This window comes from Streptomyces sp. NPDC022910, assembly GCF_055561075.1.
On record NZ_JBVHHL010000006.1, the window covers coordinates 248,597 to 269,005 of the forward strand.

A 20,409-nucleotide genomic window follows, 5' to 3' on the forward strand; every position below is an offset into this window, starting at 1 on the left:
GCGGACACGGTTCCGAGCAGCGCGATCGGAGAGACGTACGTGACCACGGGCTGGCAGTTCTGGGTCGACCGCGGCGGCACCTTCACCGACATCGTCGCGCGCCGCCCGGACGGCCGCCTGCTCACCCACAAGCTGCTGTCGGACAACCCGCACCGGTACGCCGACGCGGCCGTCGCGGGCGTTCGCGCACTCCTCGACGACGGCGAGCCGGTCGACGCCGTCCGCATGGGCACCACCGTCGCCACCAACGCCCTCCTGGAGCGCAAGGGCGAACGGACTCTCCTCGTCATCACCCGCGGCTTCCGTGACGCCCTGCGCATCGCCTACCAGAACCGCCCGAGCATCTTCGCCCGCGCGATCGAACTGCCCGAGCTGCTGTACGAACGGGTCGTCGAGGTCGACGAACGCATCGCGGCCGACGGCACCGTCCTGCGCGCCCCGGACCTGGACGCCCTCGCCGGTCCGCTCCAGGAGGCGTACGACGACGGGATCCGCGCGCTCGCCGTCGTCTGTATGCACAGCCATCTGCACCCAGTCCACGAGCACGCCATAGGCGAGCTCGCAGCCCGCATCGGCTTCCCGCAGATCTCGCTCTCCAGCGAGGTCAGCCCCCTGATGAAACTGGTCCCTCGCGGCGACACCGCCGTCGTCGACGCCTACCTGTCGCCCGGCCTGCGCTGCTACGTCCAGCACCTCGCCGACGAACTCGAGGGCGTACGGCTGATGTTCATGCAGTCCAACGGGGGGCTCGCCGAGGCCGGACAGTTCCGCGGCAAGGACGCCATCCTTTCCGGGCCCGCGGGCGGGATCGTCGGCATGGCACGGATGTCGCAGCTCGCCGGCTTCGACCGGGTCATCGGCTTCGACATGGGCGGCACCTCCACCGACGTCTCGCACTTCGCCGGCACGTACGAACGCGTCTTCACCGCTCAGATCGCGGGCGTCCGACTGCGCGCGCCGATGCTGGACATCCACACGGTCGCCGCGGGCGGTGGCTCTATCCTGCACTTCGACGGCTCCCGCTACCGCGTAGGGCCGGACTCGGCGGGCGCGGACCCGGGGCCCGCCTGCTACCGCGGAGGCGGCCCGCTCACCGTCACCGACGCCAATGTCATGCTCGGCCGCATCCAACCCACCCATTTCCCCAGGGTGTTCGGACCGGAGGGCGACCAGTCCCTGGACGACGCGCTCGTCCGTGAGCGCTTCGGCGCACTCGCGGGGCAGATCCGCGAGCAGACCGGCGACGACCGGACCCCCGAACAGGTCGCCGAGGGCTACCTCCGGATCGCCGTCGCCAACATTGCCAACGCCGTGAAGCGGATCTCGGTCCAGAAGGGGCACGACGTCACCCGCTACGCCCTGACCACCTTCGGTGGAGCGGGCGGCCAGCACGCGTGCATGGTCGCGGACTCCCTGGGCATCCGCACCGTCCTCGTACCCCCCATGGCCGGTGTGCTGTCCGCGCTCGGCATCGGACTCGCCGACACCACGGCCATGCGCGAACAGTCCGTCGAGGCGCCCCTGGAGCCCGCCTCGGTGCCCGGCGTGATGAAGACCGCCGACGACCTGGTGGCCACCGCCCGCGCCGAACTCCTCGCCGAGGACGTGCCCGAAGACCGCATCCGGATCACACGCCGGGCCCAGCTGCGCTACGACGGCACGGACACCACCCTCACCGTCGAGCTGACCGAGCCCGACACGATGAAGCACGCCTTCGAGGAGCGTCATCGCGCCACGTACTCCTTCACGCTCGAGCGCCCGATCGTCGTCGAAGCCCTCTCCGTGGAAGCCACCGGCATCACCGAACCCCCCGATCTCTCCGCCCTCGCCCCGTACGAAGGCAGCTCGGCCGCGCCCGAAACCGTCCGCCTCCATACGGGCGGAGCCTGGCGCGACGTACCTCTCCACCGCCGGGAGCACCTGCCTCCCGGCGAAACCGTCACCGGCCCCGCGATCATCACCGAGGCCAGTGCGACGACAGTCGTCGACGACGGCTGGAGGGCCGCGGCGACCGACGACGGGCATCTGGTCATGGAACGCGTGGCGATTACGGAGAGTTCCGACCTCAGCACAGAAGCCGACCCGGTTCTGCTCGAGGTCTTCAACAACCTGTTCATGTCCATCGCCGAACAGATGGGCGCCCGCCTGGAGTCCACGGCCCAGTCCGTCAACATCAAGGAGCGCCTGGACTTCTCCTGCGCCCTCTTCGACTCCAAGGGCAATCTCGTCGCCAACGCACCGCACATTCCCGTGCACCTGGGCTCCATGGGCACCAGCGTCAAGGAGGTCGTCCGGCGGCGCGCGGGCCGCATGCGCCCCGGCGACACCTATGCGGTCAACGACCCTTACCACGGCGGCACCCATCTGCCCGACGTCACCGTCATCACCCCTGTCTTCGACACGGAGGGTGAGCAGATCCTCTTCTATGTCGCCTCGCGCGGCCACCACGCGGAGATCGGCGGCATCGCCCCCGGTTCCATGCCCGCGCACAGCCGCACCATCGAGGAGGAAGGCGTCCTTTTCGACAACTGGCTGCTCGCCGAGAACGGGCGCTTCCGTGAGGAGGAGACGTTCCGCCTGCTCACCGAGGCGCCCCACCCGTCACGCAACCCGAAGACCAACCTCGCCGACCTGCGCGCCCAGATCGCCGCCAACCAGAAGGGCGTCGACGAAGTCGGCCGCATGATCGAGAACTTCGGGCTCGATGTCGTCCAGGCATACATGAAGCACGTCCAGGACAACGCCGAGGAGGCCGTGCGCCGAGTCATCGACGCCCTGGACGACGGCGAGTACGCCTACGAGACCGACTCCGGCGCCGTCATCCGCGTCCGCGTGCGGGTGGACCGCGACAGGCGCTCCGCGACCGTCGACTTCACCGGCACGTCCCCGCAGCTCGCCACCAACTTCAACGCGCCCGTCTCAGTCGTGTGCGCCGCCGTCCTGTACGTCTTCCGTACCCTCGTCGCCGACGACATCCCTCTCAACGACGGCTGTCTGCGCCCCCTCGACATCGTCGTGCCACCCGGCTCCATGCTCGCGCCCGAGGCCCCGGCCGCCGTCGTCGCCGGCAACGTCGAGACCTCCCAGGCCATCACCGGCGCTCTGTATGCGGCACTCCGCGTGCAGGCCGAGGGCTCCGGCACGATGAACAACGTCACCTTCGGCAACGACCGGTATCAGTATTACGAGACCGTGGCCTCCGGCTCAGGCGCCGGCGACGGCTTCCCGGGCGCCCCAGTGGTGCAGACACACATGACCAACTCGCGCCTGACCGATCCCGAGGTCCTCGAGTGGCGACTGCCGGTCCTGCTCGACGAGTTCGCGGTACGGTACGGCAGCGGCGGTTCCGGTCGCTGGCGCGGCGGAGACGGCGCGGTCCGCCGTATCCGTTTCCAGGAACCCATGACCGTCTCCACGCTCTCCCAGCACCGTAGGGTCCCGCCCTACGGCATGGCGGGGGGCAAGCCCGGAGCGCTCGGTGCCAACCGCGTGGAACGCGCGGACGGGACCGTGCTGCGTCTCGAGGGCAGTGATTCGGCAGACGTGGGCCCCGGCGACGTACTGGTCGTCGAAACCCCCGGCGGCGGAGGCTACGGGCCGCCGCCGTCCGACCCCGATCGAGCAGGAGAAGAGAACGATGATCTTCGGGCGCAGTGAGCGCGGCAAGCCTCCGGTCGAGCCCGTCACGCTCAAGATCCTCGTGGCCGGTGGTTTCGGCGTGGGCAAGACGACCCTCGTCGGCGCGGTCAGCGAAATCAGGCCGCTGCGCACTGAGGAGGTGCTCACGGAGGCGGGCCGTCCGGTCGACGACACCAGCGGCGTGGAGGGCAAGTACACCACCACCGTCGCCATGGACTTCGGCCGCATCACCCTCCGCGAGGACCTTGTGCTGTACCTGTTCGGGACTCCGGGCCAGGACCGCTTCTGGTTCCTGTGGGACGAACTGACCAGCGGTGCCCTGGGCGCCGTCGTCCTCGCCGACACCCGCCGTCTGGAGGACTGCTTCGCCGCCGTCGACTACTTCGAGCGCCGCTCCATACCCTTCGTGGTCGGCGTCAACTGCTTCGACGGCGCGGCCCGTTACCCCGCCGAGGCCGTACGGCAGGCCCTCGACCTCGATGACGACGTCCCGGTCGTCCTCTGCGACGCCCGCGAGCGGGAGTCGGCCAAGGAGGTCCTGATCGAGGTCGTCCGGCACGCCATGGCGCAGGCGGCCGACGCCCGCCAGAGCGTCACCACCTGATCCGCGGGAGGCGCACGTACGGCCCGTACCCCCGCCGACCGGGGTACGAGCCGCAGTCGCGCACGCGCGCGGGGTGCACGCGCGTGAAGGGTGACGTCAGTCCACCCCGTCCTCCTGCCAGCCGAAGCTCTTCTCCACGGCCTTGCGCCAGTTGTGGTACTCGCGGTCGCGTACCGACGCCTCCATGGCGGGCGTCCACTCGATGTCCTTCTGCCAGTGCGACTTGAGCTCGTCCAGGTCGTTCCAGACCCCGGTCGCGAGGCCGGCCGCGTACGCTGCGCCCAGGCACGTCGTCTCGGAGACCTTCGGGCGGATGACGGGGACATCGAGCACGTCCGCCTGGTGCTGCATGAGCAGGTTGTTCTTCGTCATGCCGCCGTCGACCTTGAGGGTCGTGATCTGCACCCCGGAGTCCTGGTACATGGCGTCGACGACCTCACGCGTCTGCCAGCTCGTCGCCTCCAGCACCGCACGCGCGAGGTGTGCCTTCGTGACGTACCGTGTCAGGCCGCTGATCACGCCGCGCGCGTCGGAACGCCAGTAGGGCGCGAACAGGCCGGAGAAGGCAGGCACGATGTACGCACCGCCGTTGTCCTCGACGCTTCCCGCCAGGGTCTCGATCTCGTCCGCGGTACGGATGATGCCGAGCTGATCGCGGAACCACTGCACGAGCGCGCCCGTGATCGCGATCGACCCTTCCAGGCAGTAGACGGGCGCCTCACCGCCGATCTTGTAGCCCATGGTCGTCAGCAGTCCGCTCTTTGACGGCACCGGATGGTTCCCCGTGTTGAGCAGCAGGAAGCTGCCCGTGCCGTAGGTGTTCTTCGCGGTGCCCACGTCGTAGCAGGCCTGCCCGAACACGGCCGCCTGCTGGTCGCCCAGCGCCGATGCCACGGGCACCCCCGCGAGCTGGCCGACGGCGCTCCCGTACACCTCGGAGGAGGACCTGATCTCGGGCAGCACCGCCTCCGGGACGTTCATGGCGGACAGGATCGCCGAGTCCCACTGGAGGGTCTCCAGGTTCATCAGCATCGTGCGTCCGGCGTTGGTGACGTCGGTGACGTGCTGTCCGCCGTCCGTGCCCCCTGTCAGGTTCCAGATCAGCCAGGAGTCGATGGTTCCGAAGGCGATCTCGCCGCGCTCGGCGCGCGCCCTGAGGCCGGGCACGTTGTCGAGCAGCCAGGCCGCCTTGGGACCGGAGAAGTAGCTTGCGAGCGGTAGTCCGGTCTGCTCGCGGAAACGATCCTGCCCGTCGGGGCCCCCGAGTTCGTTGCACAGGGCGGCCGTCCGGGTGTCCTGCCAGACGATCGCGTTGTGCACGGGCTTGCCCGTGGCCCGGTCCCACAGGACCGTCGTCTCGCGCTGGTTGGTGATGCCGAGCGCGCTGAGCTGGTCGGCGCGCAGTCCGGCCTTGGCGATCGCACCCGCGACCACCGCCTGCACCTTGGACCAGATCTCCGTGGCGTCGTGCTCCACCCAGCCCGGCTTGGGGAAGATCTGGCGGTGCTCGCGCTGGTCGACGGCGACGATCGCACCGCTGTGGTCGAAGATGATGCAGCGGCTGGACGTGGTGCCCTGGTCGATCGCGGCCACGTACTTCTGGGCGTTGTCCGTCATGACGTCCCCTTCGTCAAAGGGTCAGAAGGCTGCTTTGTACACGAGGGCCGACAGCGCCCCGCCGATCAGTGGTCCCACCACCGGTATCCAGGCGTAACCCCAGTCCGAGGTCCCCTTGTTGGGGATCGGCAGCAGGGAGTGGGTGATGCGTGGGCCGAGGTCCCGGGCGGGGTTGATCGCGTATCCGGTGGGCCCGCCGAGGGAGAGGCCGATGCCGACGACCAGCAGGGAGACGAGCAGGATCCCGATGCCCGAGCCGTACGCCGTGGTGCCGGGGATCGGGCCGATGCCGGTGCCGAGGTTCTTGCCGAAGAACAGGATGGGCAGCACCAGGGCGACGGTCGCGATGATCTCGGTGATCAGGTTGGCGACGGGATTGCGGATCTCGGGGGCCGTCGAGAAGATCCCGAGCGTGGGCAGCGCCTTGTCCTCCTCGGCGTTGGCCTGGAACTGCGCGAAGTAGAGCAGCCAGGTCAGCACGGCACCGAGGACCGCGCCCGCCATCTGGCCCAGCAGGTAGTACGGGACGTCCCCCCACTTGGTGACGTCGGCGATGGCGAGGCCGAGGGTGACCGCCGGGTTGAGGTGTCCGCCGGACTTCGGGGCGGCCGTGTAGGCGCCCGCGAGGACGCCGAAGCCCCAGCCGAAGGCGATGACGACCCAGCCCGCGCCCTTGGCCTTGGAGTAGTTGAGGGTGACAGCGGCGCAGACACCCGCGCCGAACAGGATGAGGATGGCCGTTCCGATCAACTCGCCGACGAAGATGCTTCCGTGGGTCATGGCGGCTCCTAGGCCCTCGCCCGGAGCACTTCCGCCCCGAGTCCGTCCTCCGTGCAGGTGGCGTTTCCCTTGGCGACTTCAGCCGAAGGCAGGGAGGGTCCCGCGCCCCGCCCGGCGTCCGCGACGAGCGTGCCAGCGCAGTGGAATCGCCCGTCGGGGATGACCCGTCCTACTGGCGTAGGCCTCAGGGGCGCATACCTGAATACGCCCGAATGCGGCGATGCCGACTGACATCCGGAAGTTTTCACCGGCACCCGGAGAGCGTCAAGGTCGGGGACGACAACGGTTGAGGCAGGCCGCGACGGTCCCGCGGCCAGGGGGCCGGGGCCCGGCGGACCTCAGGCCCGTGCGGGACCGCGCGCGTGAGCCGGGGCCGCTGCCGAGCCGCGGCGGACCTCGTGGCCTGGAAAGCCTGCCCGGCCCAGGACCCAACTCGCTCCGCGCAGGGCCTTCGCGGCCTGCTTCAGGGGCGCGAGGCACGCCGCCGCCTGACGGTGGTCCATCACGCTGCCGGGGGCGCACAGGATCGTGGCCAGCGACAGTGTCACCGTGCGCCCGTCCGCCGACCAGGGTGCGTCCAGCACCGAAGCGACCAGCGGATCGAGGCCCTCCGGATCCGCCAGCACCAGGAAGTCGTCCCCGCCGATGTGCCCCACGCGCGTGCTCCCGGACGCGGCGCCCTGCAACGCCCGCCCCACCGCGCGGATCAACTCGTCGCCGGCGGCGAAGCCCGCCCCGTCGTTGACCTGCTTGAAGTGGTCGACGTCCAGCCAGCTCAGCGCGAACACCCGCCCGTCCGCGATCCGCCGGTCCACTTCACCGGTGATCGCGTCCGAACCGGGCAGCCGGGTCAGAGGATTCAGCCCCGCGGCTTCCTCGACCCGGTTCTCCGCCAGCGCCCGCACGAGATCCGCGAGCCGTACGACGCCCACGCACCGCCCGACCCGGTCGACCACCGCCACGTCGTCCGACGTACGGTCCCGTCCCCCGTCCGCCACCACGTCGAGTACCTCCCATGCCGTGGCGTCGATCCCGACCGTGCGCGGAGGATCGCCGAGCTTCGCGGCCGGCCGATCGGCGTACAGCGCGTGGCCGTAGCGCCCCGACATCGACAGCAGGAAGCGCGAGCGGTGAACCGACCGGAGGGGCACCCCGGCCCGGTCCACCAGCAGCACCCCGGACACGTCGGGTGACCCGGTGAGCAGCGCCCGCACCTGTCCCGCCGAGGCCGTGACGGGCAGCAGCGCGGCGGGACGTACGAACTGCCGCACCGACGGCCCGGTACGCGGCGTCGCCACCACGGACGGCACCAGTGCCGGAACGTATACGTCGGCGGCGGGCAGCCGGGACGGCGGCGCGAACAGGTCGCCCTGCGCCAACTGCGCCCCCGCGGCCCGCACGGCCGCGCACTGCAGCTCGGTCTCCACGCCCTCGACCGACAGCAGCGCGCCCAACTGCTCGCACAGGGTCCGCATGGCCCGCACTGCGGCCGACCGGGTCAGCAGGGACACGTCGAGCTTCACCAGGTCGGGTGCCATGTCGGAGAGCAGCCGCAGGGGTGCGTCGCCGTCGCCGACGCCGTCCGCGCAGACCCGGAAGCCCTCACCGCGCAGTACGCCGACGGCCTCCAGCAGAGCCCGGTGCGGCACGTGCGTGTACGGCGGGCCGATGTCGATCGTCACCTCCCAGGGCAGCCGTCCTGCCTCGCACACGGCGTTGTGCACGGCGGTGAGGCCGCCGAGATCGGCGAGGGTTCCGGCGAACACGTTGACGTGCAGCGGAAGCAGCGTCTCCCTGCGCGCCGCCGCGCTGACCGCCAGCGCGGCCAGATTCCCGTCGAGTTCGGGGTCCCGGCGGGCCTGTGCGAGGATGTCGCCGGTCTCTGGGCGCGCGAGGATCTCCAACGCCGCTACCCCTCCGGTCGTCAGATTGACCACCGGCTGGAAGGCGAAGCGGAGAGTATCCGTCCAGGAGGGCACGGGAGCATGATGGCGCCGCCGGCGCACGCCGAGGCCCAGTTCATGACCTGTTCACACAGCATTCCCAGGTGATCACAGAGCGTGTGGACGGCCTTCGCCGGCGCGGTGGAGGGCGGTAGCGGTGCGACGGCCCGGGCGCCCACGTCCGGCCCCCTCGGCGCCTCTGTCGGGCTTCTCCGCCGTGCAGCGGTCACCGCACCGCTATGACCGCGGATCCATGCCCGAACAGGCCCTGGTTCGCGGTGATCCCGACACGCGCACCGGCGACCTGCCGGTCGCCCGCGTCACCTCGCAACTGCCAGGTCAGCTCGCACACCTGGGCGATCGCCTGCGCGGGAACGGCCTCTCCGAAGGAGGCGAGTCCACCGCTGACGTTGACGGGTATGTGTCCGCCGAGCGCCGTTGCCCCCTCCCGCAACAGCTTCGCCGCCTCGCTCTCCCTGCACAGTCCCAGATCCTCGTACCACTGCAACTCCAGCGCGGTCGACAGGTCGTAGACCTCGGCGAGTGAGAGATCCGCGGGTCCGATCCCTGCCTCCTCGTACGCGGTCCGCGCGATCGACGCGCGGAACGTCTCACTCGCCGGCTCCACCGCCAGCGCCGAGTCCGTCGCGATGTCGGGCAGGTCGAGCACGGTGTTGGGAAAGCGCGGAGTCACTGTGGACACCGCCCGTATCCGCACCGGCTCCGCCACTCCATGGCGTCGCGCGAACTCCATGCTCGAGAGCACGAGCGCCGCCCCGCCGTCCGACGTCGCGCAGATGTCCAGCAGGCGTAGGGGATCGGCGACCACCGCAGAGGCGGCGACTTCCTCAGCGGTGACCGGCTTGCGGTAGCGGGCATTGGGATTCAGCGCTCCCAAGCCGGCGTTCTTCACCTTGACTTGCGCGAAGTCGTCCACCGTGTCCCCGTGGAGAGCCATCCGCCGGCGTGCGTACAGCCCGAAGTACGCCGGATTCGTCGCCCCCAGGACCCGGAACCGCAGCCAGTCCGGATCGTCGGGCCGGTCACCGCCCGCGGGACGGAAGAACCCCTTGGGCGCGGAGTCCGCGCCGACCACGAGCGCCACGTCCGCGAGCCCCGAAAGAATCTGCGTCCGTGCCGTGTTGACGGCCTGGGCCCCCGAGGCGCACGCCGCGTACACGCTCGCGACCCGTGCCCCCTGCCAGCCGAGCGCCTTAGCGAACGTCGCCCCCGCCACATACCCGGGATAACCGCCCCGCACCGTGTCCGCACCCACGATCGAGCCGACGTCCCGCCAGTCGACCCCCGCGTCCGCCAGCGCCGCGCGCGCCGCCGCCGTCCCGTACGAGACGAAACTTCGCCCCCATTTCCCCCAGGGATGCATGCCCGCGCCGAGCACCGCCACATCGTGCGTCATACCACCACCCCCGTCGGCCGCCACTGCCATGTCGTCCAGGTCGTCTCCGTGTCCTCGCTCAGCACGCCGGGGACGACCTCGACCTCCATGCCCACCGCCAGATCGGCGACGGTCACCCCCGGAACCGCCTGCCCGAGCACCACGATGCGCTCTGCTTCCAGCTCCACCGCGACCAACGCGTAGGGCTCCCACGGAAGTTCCGGATTCGTCACATAGGGTGACGGAGGCCGGTACCGAGTATCGGTGTACGACTAAATTCGCCCACGTTTGGACAGTGTCGTCGCGGTGAGCTCACCGCCCTTGCAGCCCGGGTTGCGGCAGAAGGTGTCCTCGCGCGGGAAGAACACCGACCCGCATGCGGCACACCGTGTGCCGACGAGACGGAAGTCGTTCCCCTCGCCCGCGAACCACCCGGCCACCACAGGAGTGTGAACACGCGACATGACCCCTCTCTGAATCTGATGGAACGTCAAAAGTCTGTCACGGACTCCCGGAGATGGGCAGGCGTCCCGGAGATCGAACGCGGAGCGCGTCCCTTCCCCGCGGAAGTGACGGCTGATAAATGAGAGGGTCATGACACGTCTCTCCGTCGCGGTACGTGGTCTCGTCACCGCGCTCGCCGCACTCCTCGCCGTCACGTCCGCCTCCGTCACGGCCCGGGCAACTCCGGAGCTCAAGGCGCCCGACGACTTCGTGGCGCTGAGATCGGTGGACCCCACGATCCTCCAGGAGATCCGGTACTTCACCGTGCACAACTTCGTCGGTGAGCACGTCGACGGCTACCGGCAACCCCTGTGCATCCTCACCCGCCCGGCCGCCGAGGCCCTCCACAAGGCGCAGGTGAAGCTGGTGCGCAAGGGCTACACGCTCAAGGTGTACGACTGTTACCGGCCACAGCGCGCCGTCGACCACTTCGTGCGCTGGGCGGAGGACCTCGGCGACGAGAGGATGAAGGCCGAGTTCTATCCGCAGGTCGACAAGTCCCGCCTGTTCGCGGACGGTTACATCGCGGAGAAGTCCGGACACAGCAGGGGCTCCACCATGGATCTGACCATCGTGCGGCTTCCGGCCGGGCCGACCCGGCCGTACGTCCCCGGAGAACCGCTCGTACCGTGCTACGCGCCCCAGGACGAGCGCTTTCCGGACAACTCCGTCGACATGGGAACGGGCTTCGACTGCTTCGACACCCTCGCCCACACCGACGACCCCCGGATCGTCGGCGAGCAGCGTGCCCACCGGCAGCTGCTGAAGAGCACCCTCGAGGGCCTCGGTTTCGTGAACCTCGCCGAGGAGTGGTGGCACTACACCTACAAGCCGGAGCCCTACCCGGACACCTACTTCGACTTCCCCGTGTCCAAGAGGTCGCTGAGGTCCTCCCGCTGAGCCGCCCCCGGAAGACGCCCTCCCCGTGATCGGATACAGTCCGCCACGTGTCCGAATCCCCGTTCGCATCCGCCGAGTCCGTGCCGGGCTCGCACTGTTCGAGCTGCGGAGCGCCCTACGGAGAGGGCGTCTCCGGCTGGCCCCGCACCTGCGCCGCCTGCGGCACGGTGGCCTACCGCAACCCGCTGCCCGTGGCGGTGGCCCTCCAGCCCGTGTACGACACCAAGGGAACGGCCCTGGTCGTCATCACCCGAACCATCCCTCCCGCCCGCGGCGGCATCGCCCTCCCCGGAGGCTTCATCGACCACCGTGAGGACTGGCGGCACGCCGTCGTCCGTGAACTCAAGGAGGAGACCGGTATCGACGCGGCCGGTCGCGATGTGCGGCTCGTCGACGCGATGAGCTCGCCGGACGGCCACCTCCTGTTGTTCGGGCTCCTCCCCGAACGCCCGGCCGCCGACCTGCCGCCGTCCGCCGGCACGGACGAGACGGAGGGCTGGCACCTCCTGCGCCGCCCGGCCGAACTCGCCTTCCCGCTGCACACGCTCGCGGTGCAGGGGTGGTTCGAGGGCCGCTACGTGTGACCCACGGGCGGGACGGCCTCTGAGCCTTCCCGCCCGGGCCGGACCCGAGGCGATGGCGTGCGGCAACCCCCCAGCCGTGCTCATTCGATCAGGCACGTGTCGCCCGGGCCACGCGCGGACGACCACGGGCGCGTACTGCGCGTCTCACCCGCGGCCCAGCCCCCGTATGCGCACTGGATAAGCGGGCTCGCTACGGCCGTCCTTCCTGTCCCGCCGCACCACCACCTGCCGGCCCTTCCACCGCGTCACATAGCGCTGGACATCCGGCTCGGCCCATCCGTCGCCCGTGTCCGGCACCACCAGCCCGCCGCCGGACCGGCTTCGTGCGGGCGCCCACACCTCCAGCTCCAGACCGCCGTCCTCCCCCCGCACGGGCAGGACGGCGCCCGCGCGCGCGAGCACCGGAATCCGCCCGAGGGGGGCGTCGATCAGCACGCGTCCCGGTCCCTGGTACGCCTCCTCGGTCGTCGTGTCGTACCAGCGCCCCCGCGGCAGCACCACCGTCCGCCGGCGCGCGCCGGGCTCCAGCACCGGAGCCACCAGGAGGCTGTCGCCGAGCAGGAAGGCGTCCCCGCAGTCCCTCAGCGCCCGGTCCTCGGGCGTGCCCCACCACAGGGGCCGCACATAGGGCGCACCCGTGCGGCGCGCCAGATGCGCCAGCGTGACGAAGTACGGCAGCAGACGCCGCCGCTCGGCGAGCGCCACGCGCGCGTGCTCGAGGACCTCGTCGCCGAACTCCCAGGGCTCCCGGCGCCCGGCCCGCAGACTCGCGTGCGTACGGAACAGCGGCAGGTAAGAGGCGAGCTGGAACCAGCGCAGGTACAGCTCCGGCGAGGGACTGCCGTCGAAGCCGCCCACATCCGGCCCGGAGTACGGGACGCCGCACAGACCGAGGCCCACCACCAGGGACAGCGAGGCACGCAGCCCGGGCCAACCCGTGGCCACGTCTCCGGACCAGGTTCCTCCGTAACGCTGCATTCCCGCCCACCCTGAGCGCGAGAACAGGAACGGCCGTTCCTGGGGGGCGATTTCGCGCAGCCCTTCGTATGCGGCCCGGGTCATGCACAGCCCGTACACGTTGTGGGCCTCCCGGTGGTCACCGCCACGGCCCTCGAGCGCATGCCGGGCCGAGCGGGGCAGGGTGTTCTCCCCGAAGGCCGTGAAGGACACCGGCTCGTTCATGTCGTGCCAGAAACCCGCGAAGCCCTGCGCGAGGCGCTCCTCGTAGAGCCCGCCCCACCACTGCCGCACACGTCCGTCCGTGAAGTCCGGGTAGACGGCCTCCCCGGGCCACACGACCCCTTCCACGAGCCGACCCGACGTGTCCCGAACAAACGCGTCCGCGGAACTCCCACTGTCGTACACGGCGTTGCCCGGCTCGGCCTTGACCGCGGGGTCGACGATCGACACCAGACGGATCCCGTCCCGGCGCAGTTCCTCGGCGAGCACCGGCAGTTTCGGGAAACGCTCCCGGTCGACCGTGAAGACCTGGTGGCCGTCGTAGTGGTCGATGTCCAGATGGACGGCGTCGAGCGGGAGCGCGCGCTCCTGGTAGCCCGCGACGATCCGGCGCACCTCCTGTTCGCTGCCGAAGCCCCACCGCGCATGGTGGTGGCCCAGAGCCCACGCCGGCGGCAGGGCGGGCGCACCCGTCAGCGACGCCCAGACGAGCAGCACGCGCGCGGGGGTGCCCACCATCACCCAGCAGCGCAGCGGCCCGCCGTCCATCCGCAGCTCACAGGTGCCCGCCCGGTCGTGCCCGGAACCGGCCCCCTCCTCGCCCTCCCGCAACGTCACCGTGCCGTCCCACGCGGTGTCGTGGAACACCAGATGCGTGGCCGCATCGGCGACCACCATCTGCACCGGCATGGTGATGTACAGAGGGTCGTCGCCGGGTCCGAAGGGCCGTCCCGGATCCGTGTTCCACAGGCGGTACGTCCCATCGCGCAGCCGCGGTCCCGAGGCCCGGCCGCCGAGTCCGAAGAACCGCGCGTCCGGTGCCACTTCGGACCGCTGCATCCAGCGGGCGCCGCCGCCGTCCGCCGACTCCCACCATCGGGGCGGCAGATCCCGGCGCAGGGTCACCCCGCCGGGCGTGCGCACCTCCACGGCGCCGTACCGCGACACCACGACCGTGACGCGCTCCGCCACGACCCGCCAGCCGCCGTCCTTGTCCGGCTCCAGGACGGCCCGCGGATCCGGCTCGGGACTGCGGCCCGCGAGTGCGTACGACGGCTCGGGCCCGGCTCCGTCCCAGCCCCAGAACACCGCCCCGTTCACGGCGACCGTGATCCGCAGTTCGGCCCGGGCGAACCGGACGACACCGCCGCCTGGCCCCGGCTCCACCTCCTGCACCGGCCCGGGCACCCGCGCCCGTTCCGCACCCCGCGGCGGCAACCCGGTGGCGTCGGTACGCCTCCTGCGCCACGCGGCCCGCACCGTGCGCAAACCCTGCGCCGCACCCCCCGAACCGACCGCCTTCACCGAACGCACCAGGTCACGACCGTCCATGCTGCTCACCCTGCCATTGACATCCCCGTGGAGAGGCGCCGTTCAACTGTCGTTCACCCGTGGCGTGAGCACATCTTCACGATGGCGACTATGTGTGGCGCACCCTGGTGCAGAAGTCGATCACATGGCATCGTCCGTGTCATCCGCGTGACGCGCACACCCCAGCTCGTGCGCGGACCACGCACACGACGCGCACAGTCCGGGAGCCGCCCCATGACCTCAGCGAACCCCAAGCCGCTCTGGCAGCCCGACGCCGACCGCATCGCCCGGGCACAGATCACCAGGTTCCAGGCCTGGGCGGCCGACCACCACGGAGCGCCCGCCGAGGGCGGCTACTCGGCCCTGCACCGCTGGTCGGTGGACGAACTGGACACGTTCTGGAAGGCCGTCACCGAGTGGTTCGACGTACGGTTCTCCACCCCCTACGCGCACGTGCTCGGCAACCGCTCCATGCCGGGTGCGCAATGGTTCCCCGGGGCGAGCCTGAACTACGCCGAACACGCCTTGCGCGCGTCGGCCACCCGTGCCGACGAGCCCGCCCTTGTGGCGATCGACGAGACCCACGAGCCCCGACCCGTCACCTGGTCCGAACTGCGCCGCCAGGTCGGCTCCCTCGCCGGCGAGCTGCGCGCCCTCGGCGTACGCCCGGGGGACCGCGTCAGCGCCTACCTGCCCAACATCCCGCAGGCCGTCGTCGCCCTCCTCGCCACGGCAGCCGTCGGCGGCGTATGGACCTCCTGCGCACCCGATTTCGGCGCCCGCAGTGTCCTCGACCGCTTCCAGCAGGTCGAGCCGGTCGTCCTGTTCACGGTCGACGGCTACCGATACGGCGGCAAGGAGCACGACCGTCGCGAGATCGTCGCCGAACTGCGCCGTGAACTGCCCACCCTGCGCGCCGTCGTCCACATCCCGCTCCTTGGCACCGACGCCCCCGAAGGCGCCCTGGAATGGTCGTCCCTCACCTCGACCGACGTCGAGCCCGTCTTCGAACAGGTCCCCTTCGACCACCCGCTGTGGGTGCTGTACTCCTCGGGCACGACCGGCCTTCCCAAGGCCATCGTCCAGTCCCAGGGGGGCATCCTGATCGAACACCTCAAGCAGCTCGGCCTGCACTGCGACCTCGGCCCCGAGGACCGCCTCTTCTGGTACACGTCCACCGGCTGGATGATGTGGAACTTCCTCGTCTCCGGCCTTCTGACGGGCACCACGATCGTCCTGTACGACGGCAGCCCCGGCCATCCCGACACCGGCGCCCAGTGGCGCGTCGCCGAACGCACCGGAGCCACCCTCTTCGGCACCTCCGCCGCGTACGTCATGGCCTGCCGAAAGGCGGGCGTGCACCCGGCGCGCGACTACGACCTCGCCCGGGTGCAGTGCGTGGCCACGACCGGTTCGCCGCTGCCCCCGGACGGCTTCAGCTGGCTGCACGACGAGGTCCGCGACGACCTGTGGATCGCATCCGTCAGCGGCGGCACGGACGTGTGCTCCTGCTTCGCGGGAGCCGTACCGACCCTCCCGGTGTACCTCGGTGAACTGCAGGCCCCTGGCCTCGGCACCGACCTGCGGTCCTGGGACCCCAGCGGCAAGCCCCTGATCGACGAGGTCGGCGAGCTGGTCGTCACCAACCCGATGCCCTCCATGCCGATCCGCTTCTGGAACGACCCCGACGGCAGCCGGTACCACGACAGCTACTTCGACATGTATCCCGGGGTGTGGCGGCACGGTGACTGGATCACCGTCACCTCCCGCGGCTCCGTCATCATCCACGGCCGCTCGGACTCCACCCTGAACCGGCAGGGTGTCCGCATGGGCTCGGCCGACATCTACGAAGCCGTCGAGCGACTCCCCGAGATCAAGGAGTCCCTCGTCATCGGCATCGAACAGCCCGACGGCGGCTACTGGATGCCCCTCTTCGTCCATCTGACCCCAGGAGCCGTCCTGGACGACACCCTCCTGAACCGCATCAAGCAGACGATCCGCGAACAGCTCTCACCGCGCCACGTCCCCGACGAGATCATCGAGGTCCCGGGCGTTCCGCACACCCTCACGGGCAAGCGCATCGAGGTTCCCGTCAAACGCCTCCTCCAGGGCACGCCCCTGGAAAAGGCCGTCAACCCGGGCTCGATCGACAACCTCGACCTACTTCACTTCTACGAGGACCTGGCCCGCAAACGCGCCTGACACACCTCGCGGCAGACGCCGTGACACCACCGCTACGGCTCCGCAGCCGCCGCGGCCGGCGGCGTTGTCGGTGGCTCACGTTACTGTGAGTGAGCATCGATCGACTGTACGTAGGGGGAATCATGCCGCACACCGACCAGACCATGCGACGCGCCCTGCGCCGCGAAATCGCGGGCACCATCGGCCTGTTGACCGACGAACACGACTTCACCGCGATGCGGGGCTACCGCACCTTCACCTTCGACGACCACACGACCTACCTCCAGCAGGTCGAAACGCTGCTCAGGACCCTCGCTGCCCAGGGCAATCACACCACGGTCGCCCTCTTCGACCCGGAGGAGTACGTGGAGTTCTGCGCCCACAGCGGGCTGGAACCGGACGCTCCGGCCAGCCGTACCCGATTCACGGCGGAGCTGGCCGCCATGGGACCCACCATCCCGTACGTGGGACAGCCCCTGGCCGAACTCGTCCCGGACCTGGTCGACGAAGCCGTACGGCAGGCCACCTGGCAGTACGCGACCACGACCCTCGCCCACCTCGGCGTCTGCGCCTCGTGCGGCGAGGACATCGGACGCGCCGCCTTCGCGCACGCATCCCGGCTCCTCACCCGCATCCTCGACACCGCGAGCCCCGGCCACCGCCACCTCGTCTGCAGCGTCTCGGCGCCACCCGAAACCCTCGTCGCGGTGCTCCACGCCGACGAGGACCCCGATGGCACGGCCCGCATCGACGAGACCGAGGCACTCGAATTCACCACCGTCCTCGCCCTGGGCATCGCCACCCACAGCGCCGGCGGACTCGTCATGCGCACCACCGCACCCGACACGACGGACCGCGTCTACGGCTGGCGCCTGCGCGGAGAACACCTGGAGCCGCTGACCGCGGGAGAGGTCTTCGACGCCTACTGCACCGACATCGAGTCCGGTGACCTCGTCTCCCCGGAATCCGGCGTCGACTACAGCGCGCCACCCGACCTCGGGGACGACGGACACCCGACGGGCCACACCCATTGAACGGACGAGCGGAGCCCCGGTGACAGGCGGGATCCGGAGTTGATCAAGATGCACGAACGGGCGAGGGGCGCCCCACCCACAGGTGGAGCGCCCCTCCCCGGACGACGTCGAAGCGAGGCCCTCCCGGATCACTCGCCGGACAGCACCGCCTGAGCAGCCCTGCGCGCCTCGTCAGCGGTGTCAGCGGCACGAGCGGCCGCCGCCGCACGCTCGCACTGCGCCAGCGTGTACTTCGCCAGCGTCGCCCGGACATAAGGAATCGACGCCGCACCCATGGACAGGGAGGTGACACCCAGACCGGTCAGCACGCACGCCAGCAGCGGGTCCGACGCGGCCTCACCGCAGACGCCGCAGCTCTTGCCCTCGGCCTTCGCCGCCTCGGCGGACAGCGCGACCAGGTCGAGCAGCGCGGGCTGCCACGGGTCCTGCAGACGCGACACCGCACCCACCTGACGGTCCGCGGCGAACGTGTACTGCGCGAGGTCGTTCGTACCCAGCGACAGGAACTCGACCTCCTGCAGAATCGAGCGCGCCCGCAGCGCCGCCGAGGGGATCTCCACCATGGCACCGAACTTCGCCTGCAGCCCGGCGTCACGGCACGCGTCGGCGAACGCCTTCGCATCGGTGCGGTCGGCGACCATCGGCGCCATGACCTCGAGATAGACCGGCAGACCCTCCGCGGCCTTCGCGAGCGCGCTCAGCTGCGTGCGCAGCACCTCCGGGTGGTCGAGCAGCGCCCGCAGACCGCGGACGCCCAGCGCCGGGTTCGGCTCGTCCGCCGGTGTCAGGAAGTCGAGCGGCTTGTCCGCACCCGCGTCCAGCACCCGCACGACGACGCGGCCCTCGGGGAATGCCTCGAGAACCTGACGGTACGCCTCGATCTGCTTCTCCTCGGACGGCGCGTTCTTGTTGTCGTCCAGGAACAGGAACTCCGTGCGGAACAGACCGACACCTTCGGCCCCGGCCTCGACAGCGGCCGGTACGTCGGCCGGACCGCCGACGTTCGCCAGCAGAGGCACCTTGTGGCCGTCGGCCGTGGCACCCGGCCCGGTCGAGGCGGACAGGGCGGCCTTGCGCTCGGCGGCCGCAGCCTCGAGCTGTGCCTTCTTGTCGTCGCTCGGGTTCACGAAGATCTCGCCGGTGCTGCCGTCGACGGCGACCACCGTCCCCTCGGCGAGCTCGCCCGCACCCGGCAGCGCCACGACGGCCGGGACTCCGAGTGCCCGGGCCAGGATCGCGCTGTGGCTGGTCGGGCCGCCCTCCTCGGTGACGAAGCCGAGAACGAGGGACGGGTCGAGCAGCGCCGTGTCCGCCGGGGCGAGGTCACGCGCGACCAGGACGTACGGCTCGTCGCTGTCCGGCACACCGGGCATCGGCACCCCCAGCAGACGGGCGACAATACGATTCCGCACGTCGTCGAGGTCGGCCACGCGGCCGGCCAGGTACTCCCCGGCGTTCGCCAGCAGCTCGCGGTACGCGGCGAACGCGTCGTACACCGCGCGCTCCGCCGTGCTGCCGACGGCTATGCGACGGTCCACATCGGCCATCAGCTCGGGGTCCTGGGCCATCAGGGCCTGAGCCTCCAGCACCGCCTGGGCCTCGCCGCCCGCCAGATTGCCGCGTGCAATCAGGTCGGCTGCCACAGCGTCCACGGCCTGGCGAGCGCGCCCCTGTTCGCGCTCCGCGTCCTCCGGCGGAATCTGCTTCGCCGGGGGCTCGAGCACAGCCGTCCCCATGTGCCGGACCTCGCCGATCGCCACGCCGTGGCTCACACCGACGCCTCGCAGCGTTGTCTCCATCTCACCTGTCTCCGAATCATGCGGCGGGTCCCGCCACCGCGATGGTTGTCTGTATCGGCGGCCAGTACGGCGCCGGCGTCACTGCCAGGCGAAGAGCTGGTCGCCCGCCTTAACATCGCCGTCCTCACGGAGACCGGAGAGGGAGTCGGCCGTCGCCTCGAGCGCCACCACGGGGCACACGGGAGACTTGCCGGCCTGCTCGACGGCAGCCGGGTTCCAGCGCACGACCGCCTGACCACGCGTGACGGTGTCGCCCTTGTTGACGAGCAACTCGAAGCCCTCTCCGTTGAGCTGGACCGTGTCGATGCCCAGGTGGGTCAGTACACCGTGACCCTCTCCGTCCACTACGACGAAGGCGTGGGGGTGAAGCGAGACGATGACCCCGTCCACGGGGGAGACAGCCTCCAAGGGCTCACGCAGGGGGTCGATCGCCATACCGGGCCCTACCATCGCGCCTGAGAAGACGGGGTCGGGCACCGCGGCCAGTTCGATGGCGCGTCCGGCGAGAGGGGATGTCACGGTGGTCATGGGAAGCCTCCAAGGGGTGGAGATCCAAATGGGCCGTCACTGCCTGTCCCGGACGGCGCACTGGGCAGCAGCGTATGTCATATGAAGTGCCGGTTCCGCATGAGACGTAGGGGTTGAAGGCCCTAGGCACGCAGCCCCGACGATTTGCGCCCGCTCCAGGGTTGCGTGTAGAGTCGTACCCCTGCTTGGGGCGGAGTGACGCGGCCTAGCGTCGTTGCCCGGCAGCACCCAAACTTGTCGGATCCTATCTCGGGGTCCCGTTCTGCATGTCTGCGGGGCGGTGGTCAGAGGGACGGAAAAACACTGATAGAGTTTGAAACACCGAAGGGAAGCGCCCGGAGGAAAGCCGCGAGAGTGAGTCTCTCGGGTGAGTACAAAGGAAGCGTCCGTTCCTTGAGAACTCAACAGCG

The 20,409-nt window shown here is 70.4% G+C and carries 13 protein-coding genes and 1 pseudogene; 6 read left to right on the forward strand and 8 right to left on the reverse strand.

Annotated elements, in window-relative coordinates:
- The first annotated feature begins 39 nt into the window (after positions 1 to 39).
- Both ACZ3TS_RS08935 and ACZ3TS_RS08940 read left to right on the forward strand, forming a co-directional pair.
- On the forward strand, positions 40 to 3,657 hold the full coding sequence (locus ACZ3TS_RS08935; protein ID WP_467615101.1) for a hydantoinase B/oxoprolinase family protein: 3,618 nt from the start codon (positions 40 to 42) through the stop codon (positions 3,655 to 3,657).
- Complete coding sequence (locus ACZ3TS_RS08940) at positions 3,638 to 4,243, forward strand: GTP-binding protein (RefSeq protein WP_467615105.1); 606 nt, start codon at positions 3,638 to 3,640, stop codon at positions 4,241 to 4,243. Before ACZ3TS_RS08935 ends, ACZ3TS_RS08940 begins: the two co-directional genes overlap by 20 nt.
- Before the next feature lie 96 nt (positions 4,244 to 4,339).
- On the opposite strand, the gene glpK is transcribed toward ACZ3TS_RS08940, so the two are convergent.
- From glpK to ACZ3TS_RS08965, 5 genes and pseudogenes are all read right to left on the reverse strand, one after another.
- Positions 4,340 to 5,860 (reverse strand): glycerol kinase GlpK, encoded by a 1,521-nt coding sequence (gene glpK / locus ACZ3TS_RS08945; RefSeq protein ID WP_467615108.1) that lies wholly within the window; start codon positions 5,858 to 5,860, stop codon positions 4,340 to 4,342.
- A gap of 21 nt (positions 5,861 to 5,881) precedes the next feature.
- Positions 5,882 to 6,640: an MIP/aquaporin family protein gene (locus tag ACZ3TS_RS08950; RefSeq protein ID WP_467615111.1), complete on the reverse strand. Its 759-nt coding sequence runs from the start codon at positions 6,638 to 6,640 to the stop codon at positions 5,882 to 5,884.
- A 338-nt stretch (positions 6,641 to 6,978) separates the two neighbouring features.
- The gene (locus ACZ3TS_RS08955) at positions 6,979 to 8,619 is read right to left on the reverse strand and encodes an EAL domain-containing protein (protein WP_467615114.1); all 1,641 of its coding nucleotides are present in this window, start codon (positions 8,617 to 8,619) and stop codon (positions 6,979 to 6,981) included.
- Positions 8,620 to 8,809: 190 nt separating this feature from the next.
- The gene (locus tag ACZ3TS_RS08960) at positions 8,810 to 10,000 is read right to left on the reverse strand and encodes a lipid-transfer protein (protein ID WP_467615116.1); all 1,191 of its coding nucleotides are present in this window, start codon (positions 9,998 to 10,000) and stop codon (positions 8,810 to 8,812) included.
- Positions 9,997 to 10,422, reverse strand: a pseudogene (locus ACZ3TS_RS08965) (Zn-ribbon domain-containing OB-fold protein). Before ACZ3TS_RS08965 ends, ACZ3TS_RS08960 begins: the two are co-directional and overlap by 4 nt.
- Before the next feature lie 151 nt (positions 10,423 to 10,573).
- Here ACZ3TS_RS08965 and ACZ3TS_RS08970 point away from each other — a divergent pair.
- Both ACZ3TS_RS08970 and ACZ3TS_RS08975 read left to right on the forward strand, forming a co-directional pair.
- Entirely contained in the window at positions 10,574 to 11,383 is an 810-nt protein-coding gene (locus ACZ3TS_RS08970) for a M15 family metallopeptidase (RefSeq protein ID WP_467615119.1), read from the forward strand.
- A gap of 47 nt (positions 11,384 to 11,430) precedes the next feature.
- Positions 11,431 to 11,967 carry an NUDIX domain-containing protein gene (locus ACZ3TS_RS08975; RefSeq protein ID WP_467615121.1) on the forward strand — a complete coding sequence of 179 codons (537 nt, stop codon included), beginning with the start codon at positions 11,431 to 11,433 and terminating at the stop codon, positions 11,965 to 11,967.
- A 144-nt stretch (positions 11,968 to 12,111) separates the two neighbouring features.
- On the opposite strand, the gene ACZ3TS_RS08980 is transcribed toward ACZ3TS_RS08975, so the two are convergent.
- Entirely contained in the window at positions 12,112 to 14,478 is a 2,367-nt protein-coding gene (locus ACZ3TS_RS08980) for a glycoside hydrolase family 31 protein (RefSeq protein ID WP_467615124.1), read from the reverse strand.
- Between the two features lie 213 nt (positions 14,479 to 14,691).
- On the opposite strand from ACZ3TS_RS08980, the gene ACZ3TS_RS08985 reads away from it, so the two are divergent.
- Positions 14,692 to 16,659, forward strand: coding sequence for an acetoacetate--CoA ligase (locus ACZ3TS_RS08985; protein WP_467615126.1), 1,968 nt, complete (start codon positions 14,692 to 14,694; stop codon positions 16,657 to 16,659).
- A 122-nt stretch (positions 16,660 to 16,781) separates the two neighbouring features.
- Positions 16,782 to 17,672, forward strand: a complete 891-nt coding sequence (locus tag ACZ3TS_RS08990; RefSeq protein ID WP_467615156.1) for a hypothetical protein — start codon at positions 16,782 to 16,784, stop codon at positions 17,670 to 17,672.
- 128 nt (positions 17,673 to 17,800) lie between these two features.
- Here the strand turns inward: ACZ3TS_RS08990 and ptsP are convergent, their stop codons facing one another.
- Positions 17,801 to 19,471, reverse strand: a complete 1,671-nt coding sequence (gene ptsP / locus ACZ3TS_RS08995; RefSeq protein ID WP_467615129.1) for a phosphoenolpyruvate--protein phosphotransferase — start codon at positions 19,469 to 19,471, stop codon at positions 17,801 to 17,803.
- 78 nt (positions 19,472 to 19,549) lie between these two features.
- Complete coding sequence (locus ACZ3TS_RS09000; RefSeq protein ID WP_467615131.1) at positions 19,550 to 19,999, reverse strand: PTS sugar transporter subunit IIA; 450 nt, start codon at positions 19,997 to 19,999, stop codon at positions 19,550 to 19,552.
- Between the last annotated feature and the right edge of the window lie 410 nt (positions 20,000 to 20,409).